Origin of the sequence: Rhodococcus sp. NPDC058639 (genome assembly GCF_042717545.1) — a bacterium.
Classification (GTDB): Bacteria; Actinomycetota; Actinomycetes; order Mycobacteriales; family Mycobacteriaceae; genus Rhodococcus.
The window spans coordinates 1-15,945 of record NZ_JBHXRF010000009.1 but is presented as its reverse complement, the minus strand read 5'-3'; the positions used below and the strand labels follow the sequence as shown (position 1 = coordinate 15,945).

Here is a 15,945-nt window from a genome sequence, read left to right as displayed (position 1 = left end):
CGCCGCTGTTGTCATGCGGTGAACAGTAGCGCGTGCCTCAGGCGATATTGTGGGGCCCATGAGCACGCCCCGCCAGCACGTCGCCGCATCGGGCGGGAGCGGCGCCGCCCCGGGACCGAACGCCGGTTCCCCGCACGATCCGGTGCCTTTGTGGAACATCGCGAACATCCTGACGGTGCTGCGAATCGCGCTGGTCCCGGTATTCCTGGTGTTGCTTTTCGTCGGCGACGGGCACGACACCGGGTGGCGTCTCGCGGCCACGGCCGTCTTCGCGGTCGCCGCGATCACCGACCGTATCGACGGCCAGTTGGCGCGCCGGTACGGCCTGGTCACCGACTTCGGCAAGCTCGCCGACCCCATCGCCGACAAGGCGCTCATCGGTGCCGCGCTCGTCGGGCTCTCGCTTCTCGGCGACCTCACCTGGTGGGTTACCGCGATCATCGCGGCTCGCGAACTGGGCATCACCGCGCTGCGATTCGCGGTGTTGCGGCACGCTGTCATCCCGGCCAGCCGGGGTGGCAAGGCCAAGACGTTCGTCCAGACCCTTGCCATCGGGATCTACCTGCTTCCGCTGCCCGACGCGATCGCGCCGGTGGCGGTGGCGATGATGGTGCTCGCGGTGGTGCTGACCGTCGTGACGGGCCTCGATTACGTCGTGCAGGCGGTCAGGCTGCGTACGGCGGTGCGGGCCGGCGAGCCCACGCACGACGGCGCCGGGGACCGGACGTCGTCGTGACCACGTCCGATCCGCTTGCCTCCGCGACGCGGGCAGCGGAACTCGTTGCCGAGTTGTCGGCACGCGGACAGACCGTCGCGACCGCGGAGTCCCTCACCGCAGGGCTGCTTGCGGCGACGATCGCCGGCGTGCCCGGCGCCAGCGCGGTGCTGCGCGGGGGGCTGATCGTGTACGCCACCGATCTGAAGGCCGCGCTGGCCGGTGTCGACACCGAGATCCTCGAGCGCGACGGTCCCGTCTCCGAGTCCGCGGCCGCGGCGCTCGCGGACGGTGCGCGTACCCGATGCGACGCCACCTGGGGGCTGGGACTGACCGGCGTGGCCGGACCGGACAGCCAGGACGGACATCCCCCCGGCACGGTGTACATCGGAATCAGCGGGCCGGGAGGTACCCGTGTGGGTCGGCCCGAGGTGGGCGGCGACCGGTGGGGCATCCGGCTCGGATCGGTCGATGCCGCCGTGTCGGGACTACTCGCCCGCCTGCATACGACGTCGGCGTTGTAATGTCTGTTCACCGCGTTCTCGAGGTTCGATCGAGAAGCGGGAACCCCGCGGCGCCGTTGCGCGTTGTCGGGGTATAGGTACGAAGGACGAAGGAGGATGCGATGGCGCTGTTGCTACGCGAAGCACTGGGGGACAGCCTTCGGCGTACCCGTGTGTCGCAAAGCCGCACCCTGCGCGAAGTCTCCAGTAGCGCTAGGGTCAGCCTCGGGTATCTCTCCGAGATCGAACGTGGGCGCAAGGAAGCGTCGAGTGAGCTTCTCGCGGCGATCTGCGACGCGCTCGCCGTCCCGCTCTCCGACGTCCTTTCCGACGTGAGCGAGTCGCTGGCCGACGCGGTTCCCCGCCGCAGTGGCATGAACGAGCGGGTTGCCGAGGTCGGTATCTCCGATCTCGCGGGATCCGACGGGGTGGCGCGGGATTCTGCGCGGATTGCGCAAGAGACCAGAGTTGTGATCCCTGCACCGGCGGCGCGGGCGCTTGCTGCCGCCTAACATGGATTGAAGATCGCACCGGGCATCCGGCGCGGACAAGCGACATATCCCGGCTTCGCCTCCAGCGGTGATCCGGGCTCGGCAGGTTGGACCGCCGGGATACGACCGGCAGGGCGGTCCGGAATCGGTGCGCGAGGGCCGCGCATCGGGTCGCGTTCTGCGCGGCTTACCAGATGGAGGCGGGATCACACCCATGGCTAATCCGTTCGTCAAGGGTTGGAAGTACCTGATGGCGCTGTTCAACTCCAAGATCGATGAAAAGGCCGATCCGAAGGTCCAGATTCAGCAGGCCATCGAGGACGCCCAGCGGCAGCACCAGGCACTCTCACAGCAGGCGGCGTCCGTCATCGGAAACCAGCGGCAGCTCGAGATGAAGCTCAACCGTCAGCTGGACGAGGTCGAGAAGCTCAATGCGAGTGCCCGGCAGGCCGTGATGATGGCGGACCAGGCCAATGCTGCGGGCGACACCGAGAAGGCCATTCAGTACACCAACGCCGCCGAGGCCTTCGCCGCGCAACTCGTCACCGCCGAGCAGTCGGTCGAGGACCTGAAGGTGCTGCACGACCAGTCCCTGCAGGCTGCGGCACAGGCGAAGAAGGCTGTCGAGCAGAACGCGATGGCACTGCAGCAGAAGGTGGCCGAGCGCACCAAGCTGCTCAGCCAGCTCGAGCAGGCCAAGATGCAGGAACGGGTCAGCGAGTCCCTGCGCTCCATGGATTCCACCTTGTCCGCGCCCGGCACCACACCGAGTCTCGATGCCGTGCGCGAGAAGATCGAGCGTCGCTACGCCAATGCACTCGGTTCTGCCGAACTCGCGCAGAACACGGTGCAGGGACGGATGCTCGAGGTCCAGCAGGCCACCGTCCAGATGGCCGGACACAGCCGGCTCGAGCAGATCCGCGCCTCCATGAAGGGCGATGCACTGCCCGGTGCGCCCGCGACGCCCGCCGTCGATATCGGCAAGGAGCCGCCCGCCGCTGCGGGCAGTGCCGGTAGCCAGTAACGCACGCGACCACCCCAGGAACGTGACCTCGCCATGAACGCACCCGGAAGCGGCCGGGCCGGAAGCATCTCCGGCCCGGCCGCTGCCGTGCTCAGAGACGCCACGGGCGCTGCGGTCGATGCTGCCCGCCGTTGGCGGGATCCCGCGGCGCGCGTCCGGCGCAAGAAGCGCCGGGCCCGTCGTCGCGCCCGCTTGTTCGGCGCAGCAGGCGGCACCGGGGGTATCGGTACGGCCACACTCATCGCCGCGTCGGCGCCCGACTGGACGATCGTCGCTACCGGTGGAGCGACAGCCGCATTCGTCGTTCCGGCAGTCATGGCGGTGCGGACATTCCGCCGCCTCGATGCGCTGCCGTTACCTCCGCCCGGACCGGGCCGCCGGACTCTGCCTCCCGCAGGATCGGTGGCGCGCGCCCCCATGGAGCGACTGTCCGCCGACGAGCAGAGCCTGGCCCGGTTGCTCGCCGTCATCGCACGCTCCGGCGCTGTCGCCGCCGACGACCTCGACGAGATCGGCGAGGCGGCACGTGCCGCGTCGTCCGCGCTCGACGCAGTGGTCGAGGACGTCGTCGCGCTCGAAGCGGCGTCGCGGGGGAGTGCTGCGGCAGGTGCACACCTGGACACAGCGATCACCGCTGCGGGACAGCGGCTCGAGTCGGGCGTCGACCAGTACGAGGAACTCGTTGCGGCGGCCGCACGCCTGGCTGCCGCCCCGGAGGGGAGCCGCTCGATGGCGCTGCTCGAACAGCATCGAGCGGAGCTGATCACCACGTCGGACAAGCTCGAAAGCTGGGCGCTGTCCTGGCAGGACGTCGCGCAGATCGAGCGGCGCTACCGCGGCCGTCCGTAGCCGGCGCGACGAAAGCCCGCCCTCAGTCGTCGACGCCCCGCGCGGCGAGTGCTTCACCCATCGCTTCGGCGGTCATCAGCGCACCGACCACGACCGGCACGACCAGAGCGCGCAGCGAGAATCCGAGCCCCCGGGCTTTCCGTGCCTCCGTCACCCGGGTCACCACCGCGCCCAGCAGCGGGATCGCGCGGATGGTCATCACCAGCACGAGACCGACACGATCCGGGTCGACGCCCACACGGCGCAGCGGCCGCGCGGCGGACACGATGGCGTCGAGCATGTCCGTCATGCGTGTCGTCAAGGTGACGAGCGCGGCGAGTGCGACGGCGACGAGCAGTGAACCGCAGATCACGACAGCGCGTTCCCAGCCCGCGACGACCCATTGGAACGCGCCGACGAACGCCAGCATCCACACGATCGGCCGCAGCTGGATCACCGTGAGCCGCAGGGGTATCCGCGCAGCGGTGTACGCGATCACCGCGAGCGCGGCAGCGGGCAGAACCTGCCAGGGCTGCCGGATCCACAGGCTCAGGACCACGATGATCGATGCGGTGACGACAAGTTTCGGTCCGGCGGGCACTCGATGCAGCACCGACGTCCCGGGGTGGTAGAGGCCGAATGTGTTCACCCGATCAGCTTCCGGTAGTACGCGATGGCCGGTCCGGGTTCGTCGTCGGCGACGATCAGACCCGAGTCCACCACGAGGACGCGGTCGAAATCCGTGAGCAGGTCCAGGGCGTGGGTCACCACCACGAGTTGCTGGCGGAGCGAGGCGAACGTGCGGGCGATCAGCTTGGTGTTGCGCAGATCCAGCAAGGTGGTGGGCTCGTCGGCCACCAGCACGTCCGGATCGGTGACCATGATCGCCGCGAGTGCCAGCAGTTGTTTCTGCCCCCCGGAGAGCAGGTGGCTCGGATGATCGTGGTGGCCGGCGAGACCGAACTCGGCGAGCACCTCCCGCACCCGGTCGGCGCGTTCCGCCTTGCCAAGTCCGCTGCGTCGCAGAGAGAATGCTACGTCTTCTGCGACCGTCGGCATCACGATCTGATGGTCGGGATCGGTGAAGACGAAGCCCACACGCTTGCGGACCTCCCGGCCTTTCTTCGCGGTGTCGAAACCGTCGACCGTCACGGCACCGGCGGAGGGCACCACGAGGCCGTTGATCATGCGCGCGAGCGTCGACTTGCCGCTCCCGTTCGCCCCTACGATGCCGACCCTCCGCTGGGTCAGCGTCAGATCGATGCCGTCGAGGACGGTCCGGTCACCATAGGAGTGACGGACCTGCCGGAAGCAGATTTCGCTCATCGACCGGTGCGCTCCGTCCGTCAGTGCGTCGGGTCGGCTGCGGGTTGCCGCTGGATCCGGGCGGCGAGGAGCGCCGGGTAGGCACGGTGGACCTGCGCCGCGACCACAGCGGCGACGACGGCCTTGATCAGGTCGCCCGGAAGGAAGGCGACGTTCGCGGCGGCCGCTGCCCACACCGTCAGGTCGGTCCGGAGCACCATGCCGGCGATCCCGAGGGCATACAGAACGACGATGCCGCCGAGCACGTTCACTCCGACGCCCAGCACCGTCCGGTACCGGGGGAGCATCCGCATGCTCAGCCACCCGATGACGGCGACGGCGGGAATCCAGCCGATCAGGAAACCGGCGGTCGGTCCGGCCAGGGACGTGAGTGTCGTACGGCCGCCCGCCAGCACGGGGAGTGCGAGACCGACCACGATCACCGTCGTGACCGACAGGACACCCTTCCGGGCGCCGAGCAACGCGCCGGCCAGCATCACGCCGAGAGACTGCAGGGTGATGGGGACGCCGGAAGAGCCGATGGTGATCTGACCGGGCAGACCCAGCGCGATGATCAGAGCGGCGAAGACGGCGATCTGCGCGAGATCGCGAGCGGGCATACGACGGGTCGAGGACACGTTTTCTCAGCCTTCTGACGGCGGGTCGAGTAGCAGCGGGACCGAACGTGTAGAGCGTAAGCGTCCGGAACGCTCCCGACGCCACCACCCCCGCTCGGGGCGCACCCCTGAGACGCCTGCCCCGCGCGCTGCGGGTATCCCCTGATCTTTTCCTGAACTATGCGATGACGTGGTGTTTTTCCGTCGCGACGGTGTGAGGATCGAATGTGTACGACAGCGACGGTGCTCAGGTGCCAGGCGGGAGAACACGATGTTCTGGAAGATCGTAGGAATGGTCGCACTCGTATGGGTCGGCCTCGCGGTGATCGGCGCCCTGTTCGACCACCTGTTCGGCATCCTCGTGCTCAGCGCGATCATCTTCGGCGGATATCTGCTGTACAAAGCGATGTCGGGCAATGACAGGAAAGACGACCTCAGTCGTTTCTGACCGCTCCGACGGGAAGCATCGAGCTGTGACCCGGCGGTACCCTCCGCCGGGTCACTCTCGTGTCGGCTCGTATGCGCCCTCCGGGAGACCGCGCTCGGGTGGATAGTGGACGGATGGAACCCGTACCCGAGGACTGGCACCGCGGCGTCGTGGTGGTGGCGCATCCGGACGACATCGAATACGGCGCGGCGGCGGCGGTCGCGAGATGGACGCGGCAGGGCAAGGACGTGCGGTATGTCCTCGCGACAAGCGGCGAAGCGGGTATCGCCGGCCTTCCGCCGGAACAATCCGCGCCTGTACGTGAGGACGAGGAGCGGGAGTCCGCTCGGATCGTCGGGGTCGATTCGGTCGAGTTCCTCGGGCACGCCGACGGTCGGCTCGTCGCGGGTCCGGAACTGCGCCGTGACATCGCGGCCGCGATCCGGCGGCATCGGCCGCAGATGGTCGTGACGGCCCATTTCGGGACCACCTGGTTCCCCGGGATGCTCAACAGCGCGGACCATCGCGCACTCGGCATCTGCGTCCTCGACGCGGTGGCCGACGCCGCCAACGAGTGGATCTTTCCGGAATTGACCCGCGACGGGCTCGAACCCTGGCCGGGTGTGCGGTGGATCGCGGTGAACACGCCGTCACCGACGCACGCGGTCGACGTCACCGAGACGGTCGAGACCGCCGAGCGCTCGCTCGCGGCGCACCGGCGATATCTCGAGGCGCTGAGCACCGTGGACGTCGACGAGCAGGCCCGGGCACAGGTGCAGATGTCGTCGGGAGCGTTGCCGGGGTTCCCGGCCGAGCGTGCCGTCGGATTCGAACTGTTCACCGCCGCGGGGTAGCAGCGGACCGTCCTGATCGGCTGTGGCAGTCTGAGCTGCGTGCGAGTGGCAGTGGTGGCAGGACCCGATGCAGGCCATGCGATTCCGGCGATCGAATTGTCGCGCCGGTTCGCCGCCGCCGGCCACGAGGCGATTCTGTTCACCGGTGAGCGCTGGTTCGGCATCGATGTTCCGGGAGTGACCGTCGCCGAGCTCAAGGGGCTGGCTCCGCGGTCGGACGACGACGACGCGGACGCCGGAGCCAAGATCCATGGACGGGCCGCTCACATCGCGACCGAGATGCTCCAGGACCTCAGTGCTCTGCTCCCGGACCTCGTGGTGTCGGACGTCATCACCGCAGGGGGAGGCATGGCGGCCGAGCGACTGGGCATTCCTTGGATCGAATTGTCGCCGCACCCCCTCTACCTCCCGTCTCGTGGATTGCCTCCGATCGGCAGCGGGCTTGCCGTGGGCACCGGACCGACAGGACGGCTCCGCGACACCGTGCTGCGTGCCATGACCGCGAGTTCGTTGCGAAAGGGCGTCCGGCACAGGGCGGGCGCGCGGATCGGGATCGGTCTGCCGGCCCGCGACCCCGGACCGTGTGCGCGCCTCGTCGCGACCGTGCCCGCCCTCGAGGTGCCCCGGCCCGACTGGCCTGCGCACGCTCACGTCGTCGGCCCGCTGCTGTGGGAACCCACCGACGTGGTGCTCGAACCTCCGCCCGGCACCGGGCCGCTGGTGATGGTGGCGCCGTCGACCGCCACGACGGGTGTCGTGGGAATGGTCGAGGCGGTGTGCGAGGGGCTGACCGGCACGGGGATGCGGGTGGCGGCGACGATGCTCGACCCGCCGGCCGGTTCGCTGCCGGACTGGGCGGTCGCCGGACGCGGCCGTCAGGACGTGCTGCTTCGTGCCGCCGACGTGGTGGTGTGCGGCGGAGGGCACGGAATGCTGGCGAAGGCGCTCAGCGCCGGAGTTCCCGCCGTGATCGTCCCCGGTGAAGGCGACCAGTGGGAACTTGCGAACCGTGCGGCCCGCCAGGGCAGCGCCGTGGTCGTCCGGCCGCTGGATGCGGGAGCGGTACGAGCCGCGGTGGAGACGGTGTTGTCGCGCCCGGAGTTCGCGGTTGCGGCCCGCGCCGCAGCTGCCACCGCGGGAAGTGTCGAGGACCCGGTCGCGGTGTGCGAGGCTGCCCTCCGCTGAAGCATGTGCGGTGAGGCAGATCGAAATGCCCCGGGCAGATGCGGCACCGCGTCGTCGGGGACGACTACCGTGGGGCGAGTGCGGTTGACGGAATTCCACGAGATGGTCCGAGACGAATTCGGGCAGATGCACGGCGATGCCCTGCTGCGAGACCACGTGCTCCTCGAACTGGGTGGCCGTACGGCCGCCCAGGCGATCGAGGCAGGCCGGGAACCTCGGGAGGTGTGGCGGGCTTTGTGCGAAGAGTTCGATGTGCCACCGGCGCGAAGGTGACCGCAGCGCAGCGGGGAGCGCCCTATTCCGAACGTTCGAACAGATGTTCGTCTATGCTGGGGTGGCCGGGCGGTGACGACGCCGTCCACACGCAGCGAATCCATCCACAGAAGAGACGTTCTGTGCTCGCCGCAGCGAACTTGTCGGTACCGGCTTCTAACGTCGTCGACAAGCAGGACGAGATTCGATGAAGGGGACCAACATGGCAGCACAGACTCACGATCGCGAAAAGGCGCTCGAGCTCGCCCTCGCGCAGATCGACAAGAACTTCGGCAAGGGCTCGGTGATGCGACTGGGGGAGGAAGCCCACCAGCCCATCGCAGTGATCCCGACGGGGTCGATCGCACTCGACGTCGCGCTCGGAATCGGTGGTCTCCCGCGTGGCCGCGTCGTCGAGATCTACGGGCCGGAGTCCTCGGGTAAGACGACGGTGGCACTGCATGCGGTGGCAAACGCGCAGGCAAACGGCGGCCTCGCCGCCTTCATCGACGCGGAGCACGCGCTCGACCCCGAATATGCCCGCAACCTCGGAGTCGACACCGACGCGCTGCTGGTCTCCCAGCCCGACACCGGTGAGCAGGCTCTCGAGATCGCAGACATGCTCGTCCGTTCCGGCGCTCTCGACATCATCGTGATCGACTCGGTGGCGGCTCTCGTGCCCCGAGCCGAGATCGAAGGCGAAATGGGCGACAGCCACGTCGGCCTGCAGGCCCGGCTCATGAGCCAGGCTCTGCGAAAGATGACCGGCGCGCTCAGCAACTCCGGCACCACTGCGATCTTCATCAACCAGTTGCGCGAGAAGATCGGCGTGATGTTCGGCAGCCCCGAAACCACCACCGGTGGCAAGGCGCTGAAGTTCTACGCTTCCGTGCGCCTCGATGTGCGACGGATCGAGACGCTCAAGGACGGCGGCGATGCGGTGGGCAACCGCACCCGCGTCAAGGTCGTCAAGAACAAGGTGTCGCCTCCGTTCAAGCAGGCAGAGTTCGACATCCTGTACGGCCATGGCATCAGCAAGGAAGGTTCGCTGATCGACATGGGTGTCGAGCACGGCTTCATTCGGAAGTCGGGTTCCTGGTACACCTACGAGGGCGATCAGCTCGGACAGGGCAAGGAGAACGCCCGTAAGTTCATGCTCGAGAACACCGACGTGCGCGACGAGATCGAAAAGAAGATCAAGGAGAAGCTCGGCATCGGGGCGGTACTCACCGCCGTCGAGGCCGAAGAGCCCGCAGACTTCTAGAGTTCGAGACTTCCCGAGGTTCGTGAGGAAGGGACCGGCCGGTGTGGCCGGTCCCTTCGTCGTATCCGGTCGACGCCCTCGTCTGTGGCGTCTCCGTCGGTGCCCTCCTCTAGGGTCCGCACCATGGATGACAGCAGCCGAGGCGGCAACCGGGGAAGTAGCCGACACAGATCCGACCGAAGCTCCCGGACCGACCGGGGCACCGGCAAGGAGCCCGGCGGAGGAACCGAAGCACAGGCAAAAGATGTGTGCCTTCGCTTGCTCACCGACCGCGCCCGCAGCCGCGCCGAACTTGCCGCGAAGCTCGAGCAGAAAGGTTTCACAGCGGAAGTCGCCGAACGCACCCTCGACCGTCTTACCGAGGTCGGGCTGATCGACGACGCGGACTTCGCCCAGCAATGGGCGCGGTCACGTCATCTGTACTCCGGCAGAGGCAAGCGCGCGATCGCGCTCGAGTTGCGCCGCAAGGGCATCGACGCCGACGACGCGGAAGCTGCGCTCGACCAGATCGACAGCGACGACGAACGAGAGCGCGCCGTCGAAATGGTCCGAAAGAAGCTTCGTACCCAGCCGCCGCTGTCCACCGAGGGCGACCGGCGCGAACGTGCGCTCGAGCGCGACAAGGTGGTGCGGCGGCTGGTGGGGATGCTGGCACGACGCGGCTATGCACAGGGCATGGCCTTCGACGTGGTCCGGCAGGAACTCGCTACCCTCGGTGCCGAAACCGAGGATCTTCCTGCCGACTGAACGCCTACCGCGTCTCGGGGTGCGTGATGTCCATACCCGGAACCGCCAGCACCGGGATCGTCTGAGGACTTTCCGCAGGCACCGCGCCCTTCTTGCCGCGTCCGGAGCGCAAACGCTTCTCGAGTCGCGTCGCGAACTGGGTCAGAGCACTGTTGAGCACGATCATGATGGCGGCCACCACGAGCAGCGACGGCAGGTAGTTGGAGAAGAAGGCGCCGAGTTGCTGTCCGGAACGCACCACTTCCACGTAACCGATGAGGTACCCGAGCGCGGAGTCCTTCAACGCGATCACCATCTGGGACACGATCGCCGGCAACATCACCGTGACCGCCTGCGGCAGCAGGATGAGCCGCATGACCTGGTTCTTCCGCATGCCGATCGCCGACGCAGCCTCGGTCTGGCCGCGGGGAAGCGAGTTGATACCGGCGCGCACGATCTCGGCGATCACCGATCCGTTGTAGAGCGTCAGGCCGGTGATCACCGCAGCGAGTGCCAGATAGTCCGACTTGAACACGCGGTACTCGGCGAACACCTGGTAGGCGAAGATCATGAGGATCAGGACGGGGACGGCCCTGAACAATTCCACGATGGTTCCGGCGACGATCCGTACCGGGCGATGATCCGACATGCGCGCGATCCCCAGCACAGCACCCAGGACCAGCGCCAGAACGATCGATGCGGCCGCTGCGATGAGCGTTCCCCGGATACCGGGGAGCAGATACGTTGTCCAGCTGGTCGATTCGAGGAACGGCTCCCACTTCGCCGCGGTCAGCTGACCCTGCGAGTCGAGCGCTCGGTAGATGAACCACGCGGCCAGCAGCAGTAGCGCGACCACCACCACGGACAGGATCCGGTAGATCGCCTTCGCGCGGGGGCCGGGTACGTCGTAGAGAACGCTTCCGCGTGCACTCATCGTGCTACCTCGAATCGCTTGCTGAGCCAGCCGAAGAGCAGGCCGGTCGGGAGGGTCAGGATCACGAACCCGAGGGCGAAGATGCCACCGATCGCGAAGATCGCGGCTTCGTTCTCGATCATCGTCTTCATCAGCAGCGACGCCTCGGACACACCGATCACCGAGGCGATGGTCGAGTTCTTCGTCAGGGCGATCAGCACCGAACCGAGCGGCGCGATCACCGCACGAAATGCCTGTGGCAGCACGATCAGCCGGAGGTTCTGCCCGAAGGTCAGGCCCAGAGAGCGCCCGGCCTCGGATTGTCCGAGCGACACGGTGTTGATGCCCGAGCGCAGGGACTCGCACACGAACGCGGCGGTGTACACGGTCAGACCGAGCACGGCGAGGCGAAAGTTGTTGTCGACGAGGAACGTCGGGGAGGACTCCGAGGCGAGCTTCACTCCGAGTGTCTGGGACAACCCGAACAGGCAGAAAATGATGATCAGCGTCAGTGGCGTGTTACGGAAGATGGTCACGTAGGCGGTGCCGATGGCCCTCGCGACGGGGATGGGGGAAACCCGCATGCCCGCGAGGATCGTTCCGAGGACCAGCGCGCCGATCGCCGACACGACCGTCAGCTGGATGGTGGTCCAGAACGCATCGAGCAGCTGGCTTCCGTACTTGCTCAACAGATCCACAGGTCTACTCCGGATCGAGGGGAGGGCGGTTGCCGGAGCGGTCCGGCCGGTTCGCGACGTCGTCGACGAACCGGCCGGGCGCTACTTCGGCGGGGACTTCCGGAACCGGATCGACCGGTGCCGGGTTTTACTCAGTACTTGTCGACCGAAGGTGCTTCGGGCAGCGGGTAGCCCGACGCTCCGACCGTCTCCTGGAACGCTGTCTCCCACGCACCGCTGGCGATCATTTCTTCGATCGCTTCGTTGATCGCGGTGCGCGACTCGTCGTCACCGAGCGCGAGGCCGATGCCGTAACGCTCTTCGGTGAAGGGCTCACCGACGACCTTGAACTGTCCGGGGCTCTGGGCCGCGTAGCCCGCCAGGATGATGTCGTCGGTGGTCACTGCATCGACAGCGCCGTTCCGCAGTGCCTCGACGCACGCCGAGTAGGTGTCGAACTCCTGCAGCTGGACGTCCTGTGCGTAGGTGTCCTTGACCTTCTGTGCCGGTGTCGATCCCGCGACCGAGCACAGGCGCTTGCCGCCGGTGAGCGACTCGGGGCCGGTGATGTCGGTGTTGTCCTCGCGCACCAGCAGCGACTGGCCGGCGACGAAGTACGGGCCGGCGAAGTCGACCTTCTCCTTGCGGGCGTCGGTGATGGAGTAGGTCGCGACGACGTAGTCGACCTCGCCGTTCTGGATGAGCGTTTCGCGCTGTGCGGAGGGTGCTTCCTTGAACTCGACGTTCTCTTCCGACACGCCGAGCTGACCGGCGATGTACTTCGCGACCTCGACGTCGAACCCGCTGAAGGTGCCGTCGGGGTTACGCAGGCCGAGTCCGGGCTGGTCGAACTTGATGCCGACGGTCAGGTTGCCGTTCTCGGCGGACTGCGACACGTTGCGCGTCTCGTCGCCGCCGCAGGCCGTCGCGGTGACGGCAAGGGCAATCATGCCGATGCCCAGGCGGATCGAGCGGGACAGTTTCATCGAGTACCTCCGGTTTGCGGGTGTCGTGCGGGTGGAAACGGCGCGGACATCTCCGCACCGGCGCTTGCAGGGACCTCGTGGGGCGGTCGCCCACGAGGTCGGCTCAGTGGCTGAGGATCTTGCCGAGGAAGTCCTTGGCACGATCGGAACTGGGCGAGGTGAAGAAGCTGTCCGGGTCGGTGTCTTCGACGATCCGGCCGTCCGCCATGAACAGCACCCGGTCGCCGGCCTTGCGTGCGAAGCCCATTTCGTGGGTCACGACGACCATCGTCATGCCCTCTTTCGCCAGCGAGGTCATGACGTCGAGGACTTCCTGGACCATTTCGGGATCGAGCGCCGACGTGGGCTCGTCGAACAGCATCACCTTGGGGTTCATGGCGAGAGCCCGCGCGATGGCGACGCGCTGTTGCTGGCCACCCGACAGTTGCGCGGGGTACTTGTCGGCCTGGTTGGCGATGCCCACTCGTTCGAGGAGTTGCATGCCGGCCTCGCGTGCGTCGGCCTTCTTCATCTTCCGCACCTTCACGGGCCCGAGCGTCACGTTCTCGAGGATCGTCTTGTGGGCGAAGAGATTGAAGGACTGGAACACCATACCGACGTCGGAACGGAGCTTCGCGAGAGCTTTGCCCTCGGCGGGAAGCAGCGTGCCGTCGACCCGGATCTCTCCCGAGTCGATCGGTTCGAGCCGGTTGATGGTGCGGCACAGTGTGGATTTTCCCGATCCCGACGGGCCGACCACGATCACGACCTGCCCGCGAGGGATTTCGACGTTGATGTCCTGCAGCACGTGTAGGTCGCCGAAGTGCTTGTCGACTCGGGAGAGGGAGATCATCGAGGGGGTGCTGTCCGAGTTGTCGGACGGCTTCTCCGTCCCGGCTGCCGGTGATGTCATGGGGAGACCTTATGCGGTCCGCTCGCCGATTCCTCGCATTTCGGGCCGTGGAGTGAATGCTGTCACGGAAAATTTACGGCCGCCACAGGAACAGACCGGTTCGGTGGTCGCCCGGCGTCACCGGCGGGAAGCTCGCTCGTCCGCGTGAGCTACCCTGAGACGTGTCACTGATCGACGAGAATGTCTCCCACGCCGCCGCCCGGACCTACGAAGTCCGTACGTACGGCTGCCAGATGAACGTGCACGATTCCGAGCGCCTGTCCGGATTGCTCGAGGACGCCGGTTTTCATCGTGCTTCCCCAGGAACGTCTCCTGACCTCGTTGTTTTCAACACCTGCGCAGTCCGGGAGAACGCCGACAACAAGCTCTACGGCAACCTCAGTCATCTGCGGCCCGTCAAGGACGAGAACCCCGACATGCAGATCGCGGTCGGTGGCTGTCTCGCACAGAAGGACCGCAGTCTCGTCGTTCAGAAGGCACCGTGGGTCGACGTAGTCTTCGGCACCCACAACATCGGGAACCTGCCGGCGCTGCTCGAGCGGGCGCGTCACAATCGCCGCGCGGAGGTCGAGATTCTCGATTCCCTCGAGGCTTTCCCCTCCACGCTGCCCGCCAAGCGGGAGTCGCCGTACGCGGGATGGGTGTCCATCTCGGTCGGGTGCAACAACACCTGCACGTTCTGCATCGTGCCGTCGCTGCGAGGTAAGGAAGTCGACCGGCGTCCGGGCGACATCCTCGCCGAGGTCAAAGCCCTCGTGGACGAAGGTGTCCTCGAAGTGACGCTGCTCGGGCAGAACGTCAACTCGTACGGCCGGTCCTTCGCCGATCCCGAACAGCCCCGCGACCGCGGCGCCTTCGCCTCGCTTCTGCGCGCGTGCGGCGACATCGAGGGCCTCGAACGTGTGCGGTTCACCTCACCCCATCCGGCGGAGTTCACCGATGACGTCATCGAGGCGATGGCGCACACACCGAACGTCTGCCCGCAGCTGCACATGCCGCTGCAGTCCGGCAGCGACCGGATACTGCGGGCGATGCGCCGGTCCTACCGCAAGGACCGGTTCCTCGGCATCATCGACAGAGTGCGCGCCGCGATGCCGCACGCCGCGATCACCACCGACATCATCGTGGGCTTCCCCGGTGAGACCGAGGAAGATTTCCAGGACACCCTCGACGTCGTCGAAAAGGCACGTTTCACCAGTGCGTTCACGTTCCAGTACTCGAAGCGCCCCGGCACCCCGGCAGCCGAGATGGACGGCCAGGTCCCCAAGGCAGTCGTGCAGGAACGCTACGAGCGGCTCATCGCACTCCAGGAGCGCATCACGCTCGAGGCGAACCGCGAACTGGTGGGCACCGAGGTGGAACTGCTCGTCGCCGCCGGGGAAGGGCGCAAGAACGCCGAGACCGCGCGCATGAGCGGGCGTGCACGCGACGGCCGCCTCGTGCACTTCCGTCCCGAAGGCAACATCGACACTGCGGTCCGTCCCGGCGACGTGATCACAGTTGTCGTCACCGGGGCGGCGCCGCACCACCTGATCGCCGACGACCCGATACTCACCCACCGCCGTACCCGCGCCGGAGACCATTTCGAGCAGGGCAAACTCCCCAAGACTCCGCCGATCGGCGTGGGTCTGGGGCTACCCACGATCGGTGCTCCTGCCGACCTCCCGACCCAGATGGGATGTAACGCATGACCGAGGAGATCCGTGCCGGCCTCGAGGCCGCCGAACGGAACGCCGCCAAAGAGATCGATCCCGGTGCGCGCGCGATGGTCGTGGCGATCGCAGTGCTCGTGCTGCTCGGCGCGTTCGCTCTCCCGCACGCGGGTTCTGCGAACGGCTGGGAGGTGCTGGCCTTCGCCCCCGACGCCGTCACGCAGGAGATCGCCCTCCCGTCCCGACTGTTCGTGTGGTTCGCCCTGATCTTCGGCGCACTCGGCTCGATCCTGGCGCTGCTCACCCGCAAATGGGTTCTGGCCTGGGTGACGCTGGCAGGTTCGTCGGTGACACTCGTGTTCGGGATGCTCTCGATCTGGACCCGTCAGACGCTGCCGGTCGAGTCGGTGGCAGGCGGCCCGGGCTTCGGAGTCGTGCTGGGCTGGTTCGCGATGATGGTGATCGTCTTCCACTGGGCACGCGTGGTGTGGGCGCGGACGTCCGCACAACTCGAAGCAGAGAGCGACCTGCGTCGCGTCGTCGCCGAAAACGACCGCCCGCGGCTGTTCCGCGACACGTAGAGATCCCGCCCGGCGCTACAGACGACGGTGCCCCTCCCGATTCGGGGAGGGGC

Annotated in this window: 20 protein-coding genes; 13 read left to right on the top strand and 7 right to left on the bottom strand. The window is 67.2% G+C overall.

The genetic code is table 11. From position 1 onward, the window contains the following. Positions 1-58: 58 nt before the first annotated feature. The 5 genes from pgsA (at position 59) to ACFWU2_RS18070 (ending at position 3,582) form a co-directional block, all read left to right on the top strand. On the top strand, positions 59-736 hold the full coding sequence (pgsA, locus tag ACFWU2_RS18090; RefSeq protein WP_378608823.1) for a CDP-diacylglycerol--glycerol-3-phosphate 3-phosphatidyltransferase: 678 nt from the start codon (positions 59-61) through the stop codon (positions 734-736). Beyond that, a complete protein-coding gene (locus tag ACFWU2_RS18085) occupies positions 733-1,239 on the top strand; it encodes a CinA family protein (protein WP_378608820.1) in 507 nt (168 codons plus the stop codon). Before pgsA ends, ACFWU2_RS18085 begins: the two co-directional genes overlap by 4 nt. Positions 1,240-1,340: 101 nt before the next feature. Beyond that, complete coding sequence (locus tag ACFWU2_RS18080) at positions 1,341-1,730, top strand: helix-turn-helix domain-containing protein (protein WP_169620623.1); 390 nt, start codon at positions 1,341-1,343, stop codon at positions 1,728-1,730. Between the two features lie 193 nt (positions 1,731-1,923). After that, a complete protein-coding gene (locus ACFWU2_RS18075) occupies positions 1,924-2,733 on the top strand; it encodes a PspA/IM30 family protein (protein ID WP_072698531.1) in 810 nt (269 codons plus the stop codon). A 33-nt stretch (positions 2,734-2,766) separates the two neighbouring features. Beyond that, a complete protein-coding gene (locus ACFWU2_RS18070) occupies positions 2,767-3,582 on the top strand; it encodes a hypothetical protein (protein WP_378608816.1) in 816 nt (271 codons plus the stop codon). A gap of 22 nt (positions 3,583-3,604) precedes the next feature. Here ACFWU2_RS18070 and ACFWU2_RS18065 read toward each other — a convergent pair whose 3' ends face one another. The 3 genes from ACFWU2_RS18065 to ACFWU2_RS18055 are packed head-to-tail and all read right to left on the bottom strand — an operon-like array spanning position 3,605 to position 5,504. Beyond that, on the bottom strand, positions 3,605-4,210 hold the full coding sequence (locus tag ACFWU2_RS18065; RefSeq protein WP_378608813.1) for an energy-coupling factor transporter transmembrane component T family protein: 606 nt from the start codon (positions 4,208-4,210) through the stop codon (positions 3,605-3,607). Then, positions 4,207-4,887, bottom strand: a complete 681-nt coding sequence (locus tag ACFWU2_RS18060; RefSeq protein ID WP_378608810.1) for an energy-coupling factor ABC transporter ATP-binding protein — start codon at positions 4,885-4,887, stop codon at positions 4,207-4,209. The genes ACFWU2_RS18065 and ACFWU2_RS18060 overlap by 4 nt, the downstream gene beginning before the upstream one ends. A 20-nt stretch (positions 4,888-4,907) precedes the next feature. Beyond that, positions 4,908-5,504: a biotin transporter BioY gene (locus ACFWU2_RS18055; RefSeq protein ID WP_378608808.1), complete on the bottom strand. Its 597-nt coding sequence runs from the start codon at positions 5,502-5,504 to the stop codon at positions 4,908-4,910. A 250-nt stretch (positions 5,505-5,754) separates the two neighbouring features. Between ACFWU2_RS18055 and ACFWU2_RS18050 the strand changes: the two genes are divergently transcribed. The 6 genes from ACFWU2_RS18050 to recX all read left to right on the top strand — a co-directional run bounded on the left by ACFWU2_RS18050 (position 5,755) and on the right by recX (position 10,212). Then, on the top strand, positions 5,755-5,931 hold the full coding sequence (locus ACFWU2_RS18050; RefSeq protein ID WP_378608805.1) for a hypothetical protein: 177 nt from the start codon (positions 5,755-5,757) through the stop codon (positions 5,929-5,931). A 113-nt stretch (positions 5,932-6,044) separates the two neighbouring features. Next, positions 6,045-6,764, top strand: a complete 720-nt coding sequence (locus ACFWU2_RS18045) for a PIG-L deacetylase family protein (RefSeq protein ID WP_378608802.1) — start codon at positions 6,045-6,047, stop codon at positions 6,762-6,764. 39 nt (positions 6,765-6,803) lie between these two features. Continuing rightward, on the top strand, positions 6,804-7,949 hold the full coding sequence (locus tag ACFWU2_RS18040; protein ID WP_378608800.1) for a glycosyltransferase: 1,146 nt from the start codon (positions 6,804-6,806) through the stop codon (positions 7,947-7,949). 78 nt (positions 7,950-8,027) lie between these two features. Beyond that, positions 8,028-8,222 (top strand): DUF3046 domain-containing protein, encoded by a 195-nt coding sequence (locus ACFWU2_RS18035; protein WP_378608797.1) that lies wholly within the window; start codon positions 8,028-8,030, stop codon positions 8,220-8,222. A 202-nt stretch (positions 8,223-8,424) separates the two neighbouring features. Beyond that, positions 8,425-9,465 (top strand): recombinase RecA, encoded by a 1,041-nt coding sequence (gene recA, locus ACFWU2_RS18030; protein WP_378608795.1) that lies wholly within the window; start codon positions 8,425-8,427, stop codon positions 9,463-9,465. A 123-nt stretch (positions 9,466-9,588) separates the two neighbouring features. Then, positions 9,589-10,212: a recombination regulator RecX gene (recX, locus tag ACFWU2_RS18025; RefSeq protein ID WP_378608792.1), complete on the top strand. Its 624-nt coding sequence runs from the start codon at positions 9,589-9,591 to the stop codon at positions 10,210-10,212. A gap of 4 nt (positions 10,213-10,216) precedes the next feature. On the opposite strand, the gene ACFWU2_RS18020 is transcribed toward recX, so the two are convergent. The 4 genes from ACFWU2_RS18020 to gluA all read right to left on the bottom strand — a co-directional run bounded on the left by ACFWU2_RS18020 (position 10,217) and on the right by gluA (position 13,599). After that, entirely contained in the window at positions 10,217-11,125 is a 909-nt protein-coding gene (locus tag ACFWU2_RS18020) for an amino acid ABC transporter permease (RefSeq protein ID WP_378608789.1), read from the bottom strand. After that, positions 11,122-11,802, bottom strand: a complete 681-nt coding sequence (locus tag ACFWU2_RS18015; protein ID WP_169620635.1) for an amino acid ABC transporter permease — start codon at positions 11,800-11,802, stop codon at positions 11,122-11,124. The genes ACFWU2_RS18020 and ACFWU2_RS18015 overlap by 4 nt, the downstream gene beginning before the upstream one ends. Before the next feature lie 131 nt (positions 11,803-11,933). Further along, the gene (locus ACFWU2_RS18010; RefSeq protein ID WP_378608786.1) at positions 11,934-12,767 is read right to left on the bottom strand and encodes a glutamate ABC transporter substrate-binding protein; all 834 of its coding nucleotides are present in this window, start codon (positions 12,765-12,767) and stop codon (positions 11,934-11,936) included. A gap of 103 nt (positions 12,768-12,870) precedes the next feature. After that, positions 12,871-13,599, bottom strand: a complete 729-nt coding sequence (gene gluA, locus ACFWU2_RS18005; RefSeq protein WP_378609481.1) for a glutamate ABC transporter ATP-binding protein GluA — start codon at positions 13,597-13,599, stop codon at positions 12,871-12,873. Positions 13,600-13,820: 221 nt separating this feature from the next. On the opposite strand from gluA, the gene miaB reads away from it, so the two are divergent. After that, entirely contained in the window at positions 13,821-15,350 is a 1,530-nt protein-coding gene (gene miaB / locus ACFWU2_RS18000) for a tRNA (N6-isopentenyl adenosine(37)-C2)-methylthiotransferase MiaB (RefSeq protein WP_378608783.1), read from the top strand. After that, a complete protein-coding gene (locus ACFWU2_RS17995; protein WP_378608780.1) occupies positions 15,347-15,892 on the top strand; it encodes a hypothetical protein in 546 nt (181 codons plus the stop codon). Before miaB ends, ACFWU2_RS17995 begins: the two co-directional genes overlap by 4 nt. The last annotated feature ends 53 nt before the right edge of the window (positions 15,893-15,945 follow it).

Bases quoted from the DNA above. Each gene is read 5' to 3' on its own strand.
- ACFWU2_RS18080 (WP_169620623.1), top strand. From the start codon at position 1,341: ATGGCGCTGTTGCTACGCGAAGCACTGGGGGACAGCCTTCGGCGTACC.
- recA (WP_378608795.1), top strand. From the start codon at position 8,425: ATGGCAGCACAGACTCACGATCGCGAAAAGGCGCTCGAGCTCGCCCTC.
- ACFWU2_RS18010 (WP_378608786.1), bottom strand. From the start codon at position 12,767: ATGAAACTGTCCCGCTCGATCCGCCTGGGCATCGGCATGATTGCCCTT.
- ACFWU2_RS18045 (WP_378608802.1), top strand. From the start codon at position 6,045: ATGGAACCCGTACCCGAGGACTGGCACCGCGGCGTCGTGGTGGTGGCG.
- ACFWU2_RS18075 (WP_072698531.1), top strand. From the start codon at position 1,924: ATGGCTAATCCGTTCGTCAAGGGTTGGAAGTACCTGATGGCGCTGTTC.
- ACFWU2_RS18070 (WP_378608816.1), top strand. From the start codon at position 2,767: ATGAACGCACCCGGAAGCGGCCGGGCCGGAAGCATCTCCGGCCCGGCC.
- ACFWU2_RS18050 (WP_378608805.1), top strand. From the start codon at position 5,755: ATGTTCTGGAAGATCGTAGGAATGGTCGCACTCGTATGGGTCGGCCTC.
- gluA (WP_378609481.1), bottom strand. From the start codon at position 13,599: ATGATCTCCCTCTCCCGAGTCGACAAGCACTTCGGCGACCTACACGTG.
- ACFWU2_RS18060 (WP_378608810.1), bottom strand. From the start codon at position 4,887: ATGAGCGAAATCTGCTTCCGGCAGGTCCGTCACTCCTATGGTGACCGG.
- ACFWU2_RS17995 (WP_378608780.1), top strand. From the start codon at position 15,347: ATGACCGAGGAGATCCGTGCCGGCCTCGAGGCCGCCGAACGGAACGCC.
- pgsA (WP_378608823.1), top strand. From the start codon at position 59: ATGAGCACGCCCCGCCAGCACGTCGCCGCATCGGGCGGGAGCGGCGCC.
- ACFWU2_RS18020 (WP_378608789.1), bottom strand. From the start codon at position 11,125: ATGAGTGCACGCGGAAGCGTTCTCTACGACGTACCCGGCCCCCGCGCG.
- recX (WP_378608792.1), top strand. From the start codon at position 9,589: ATGGATGACAGCAGCCGAGGCGGCAACCGGGGAAGTAGCCGACACAGA.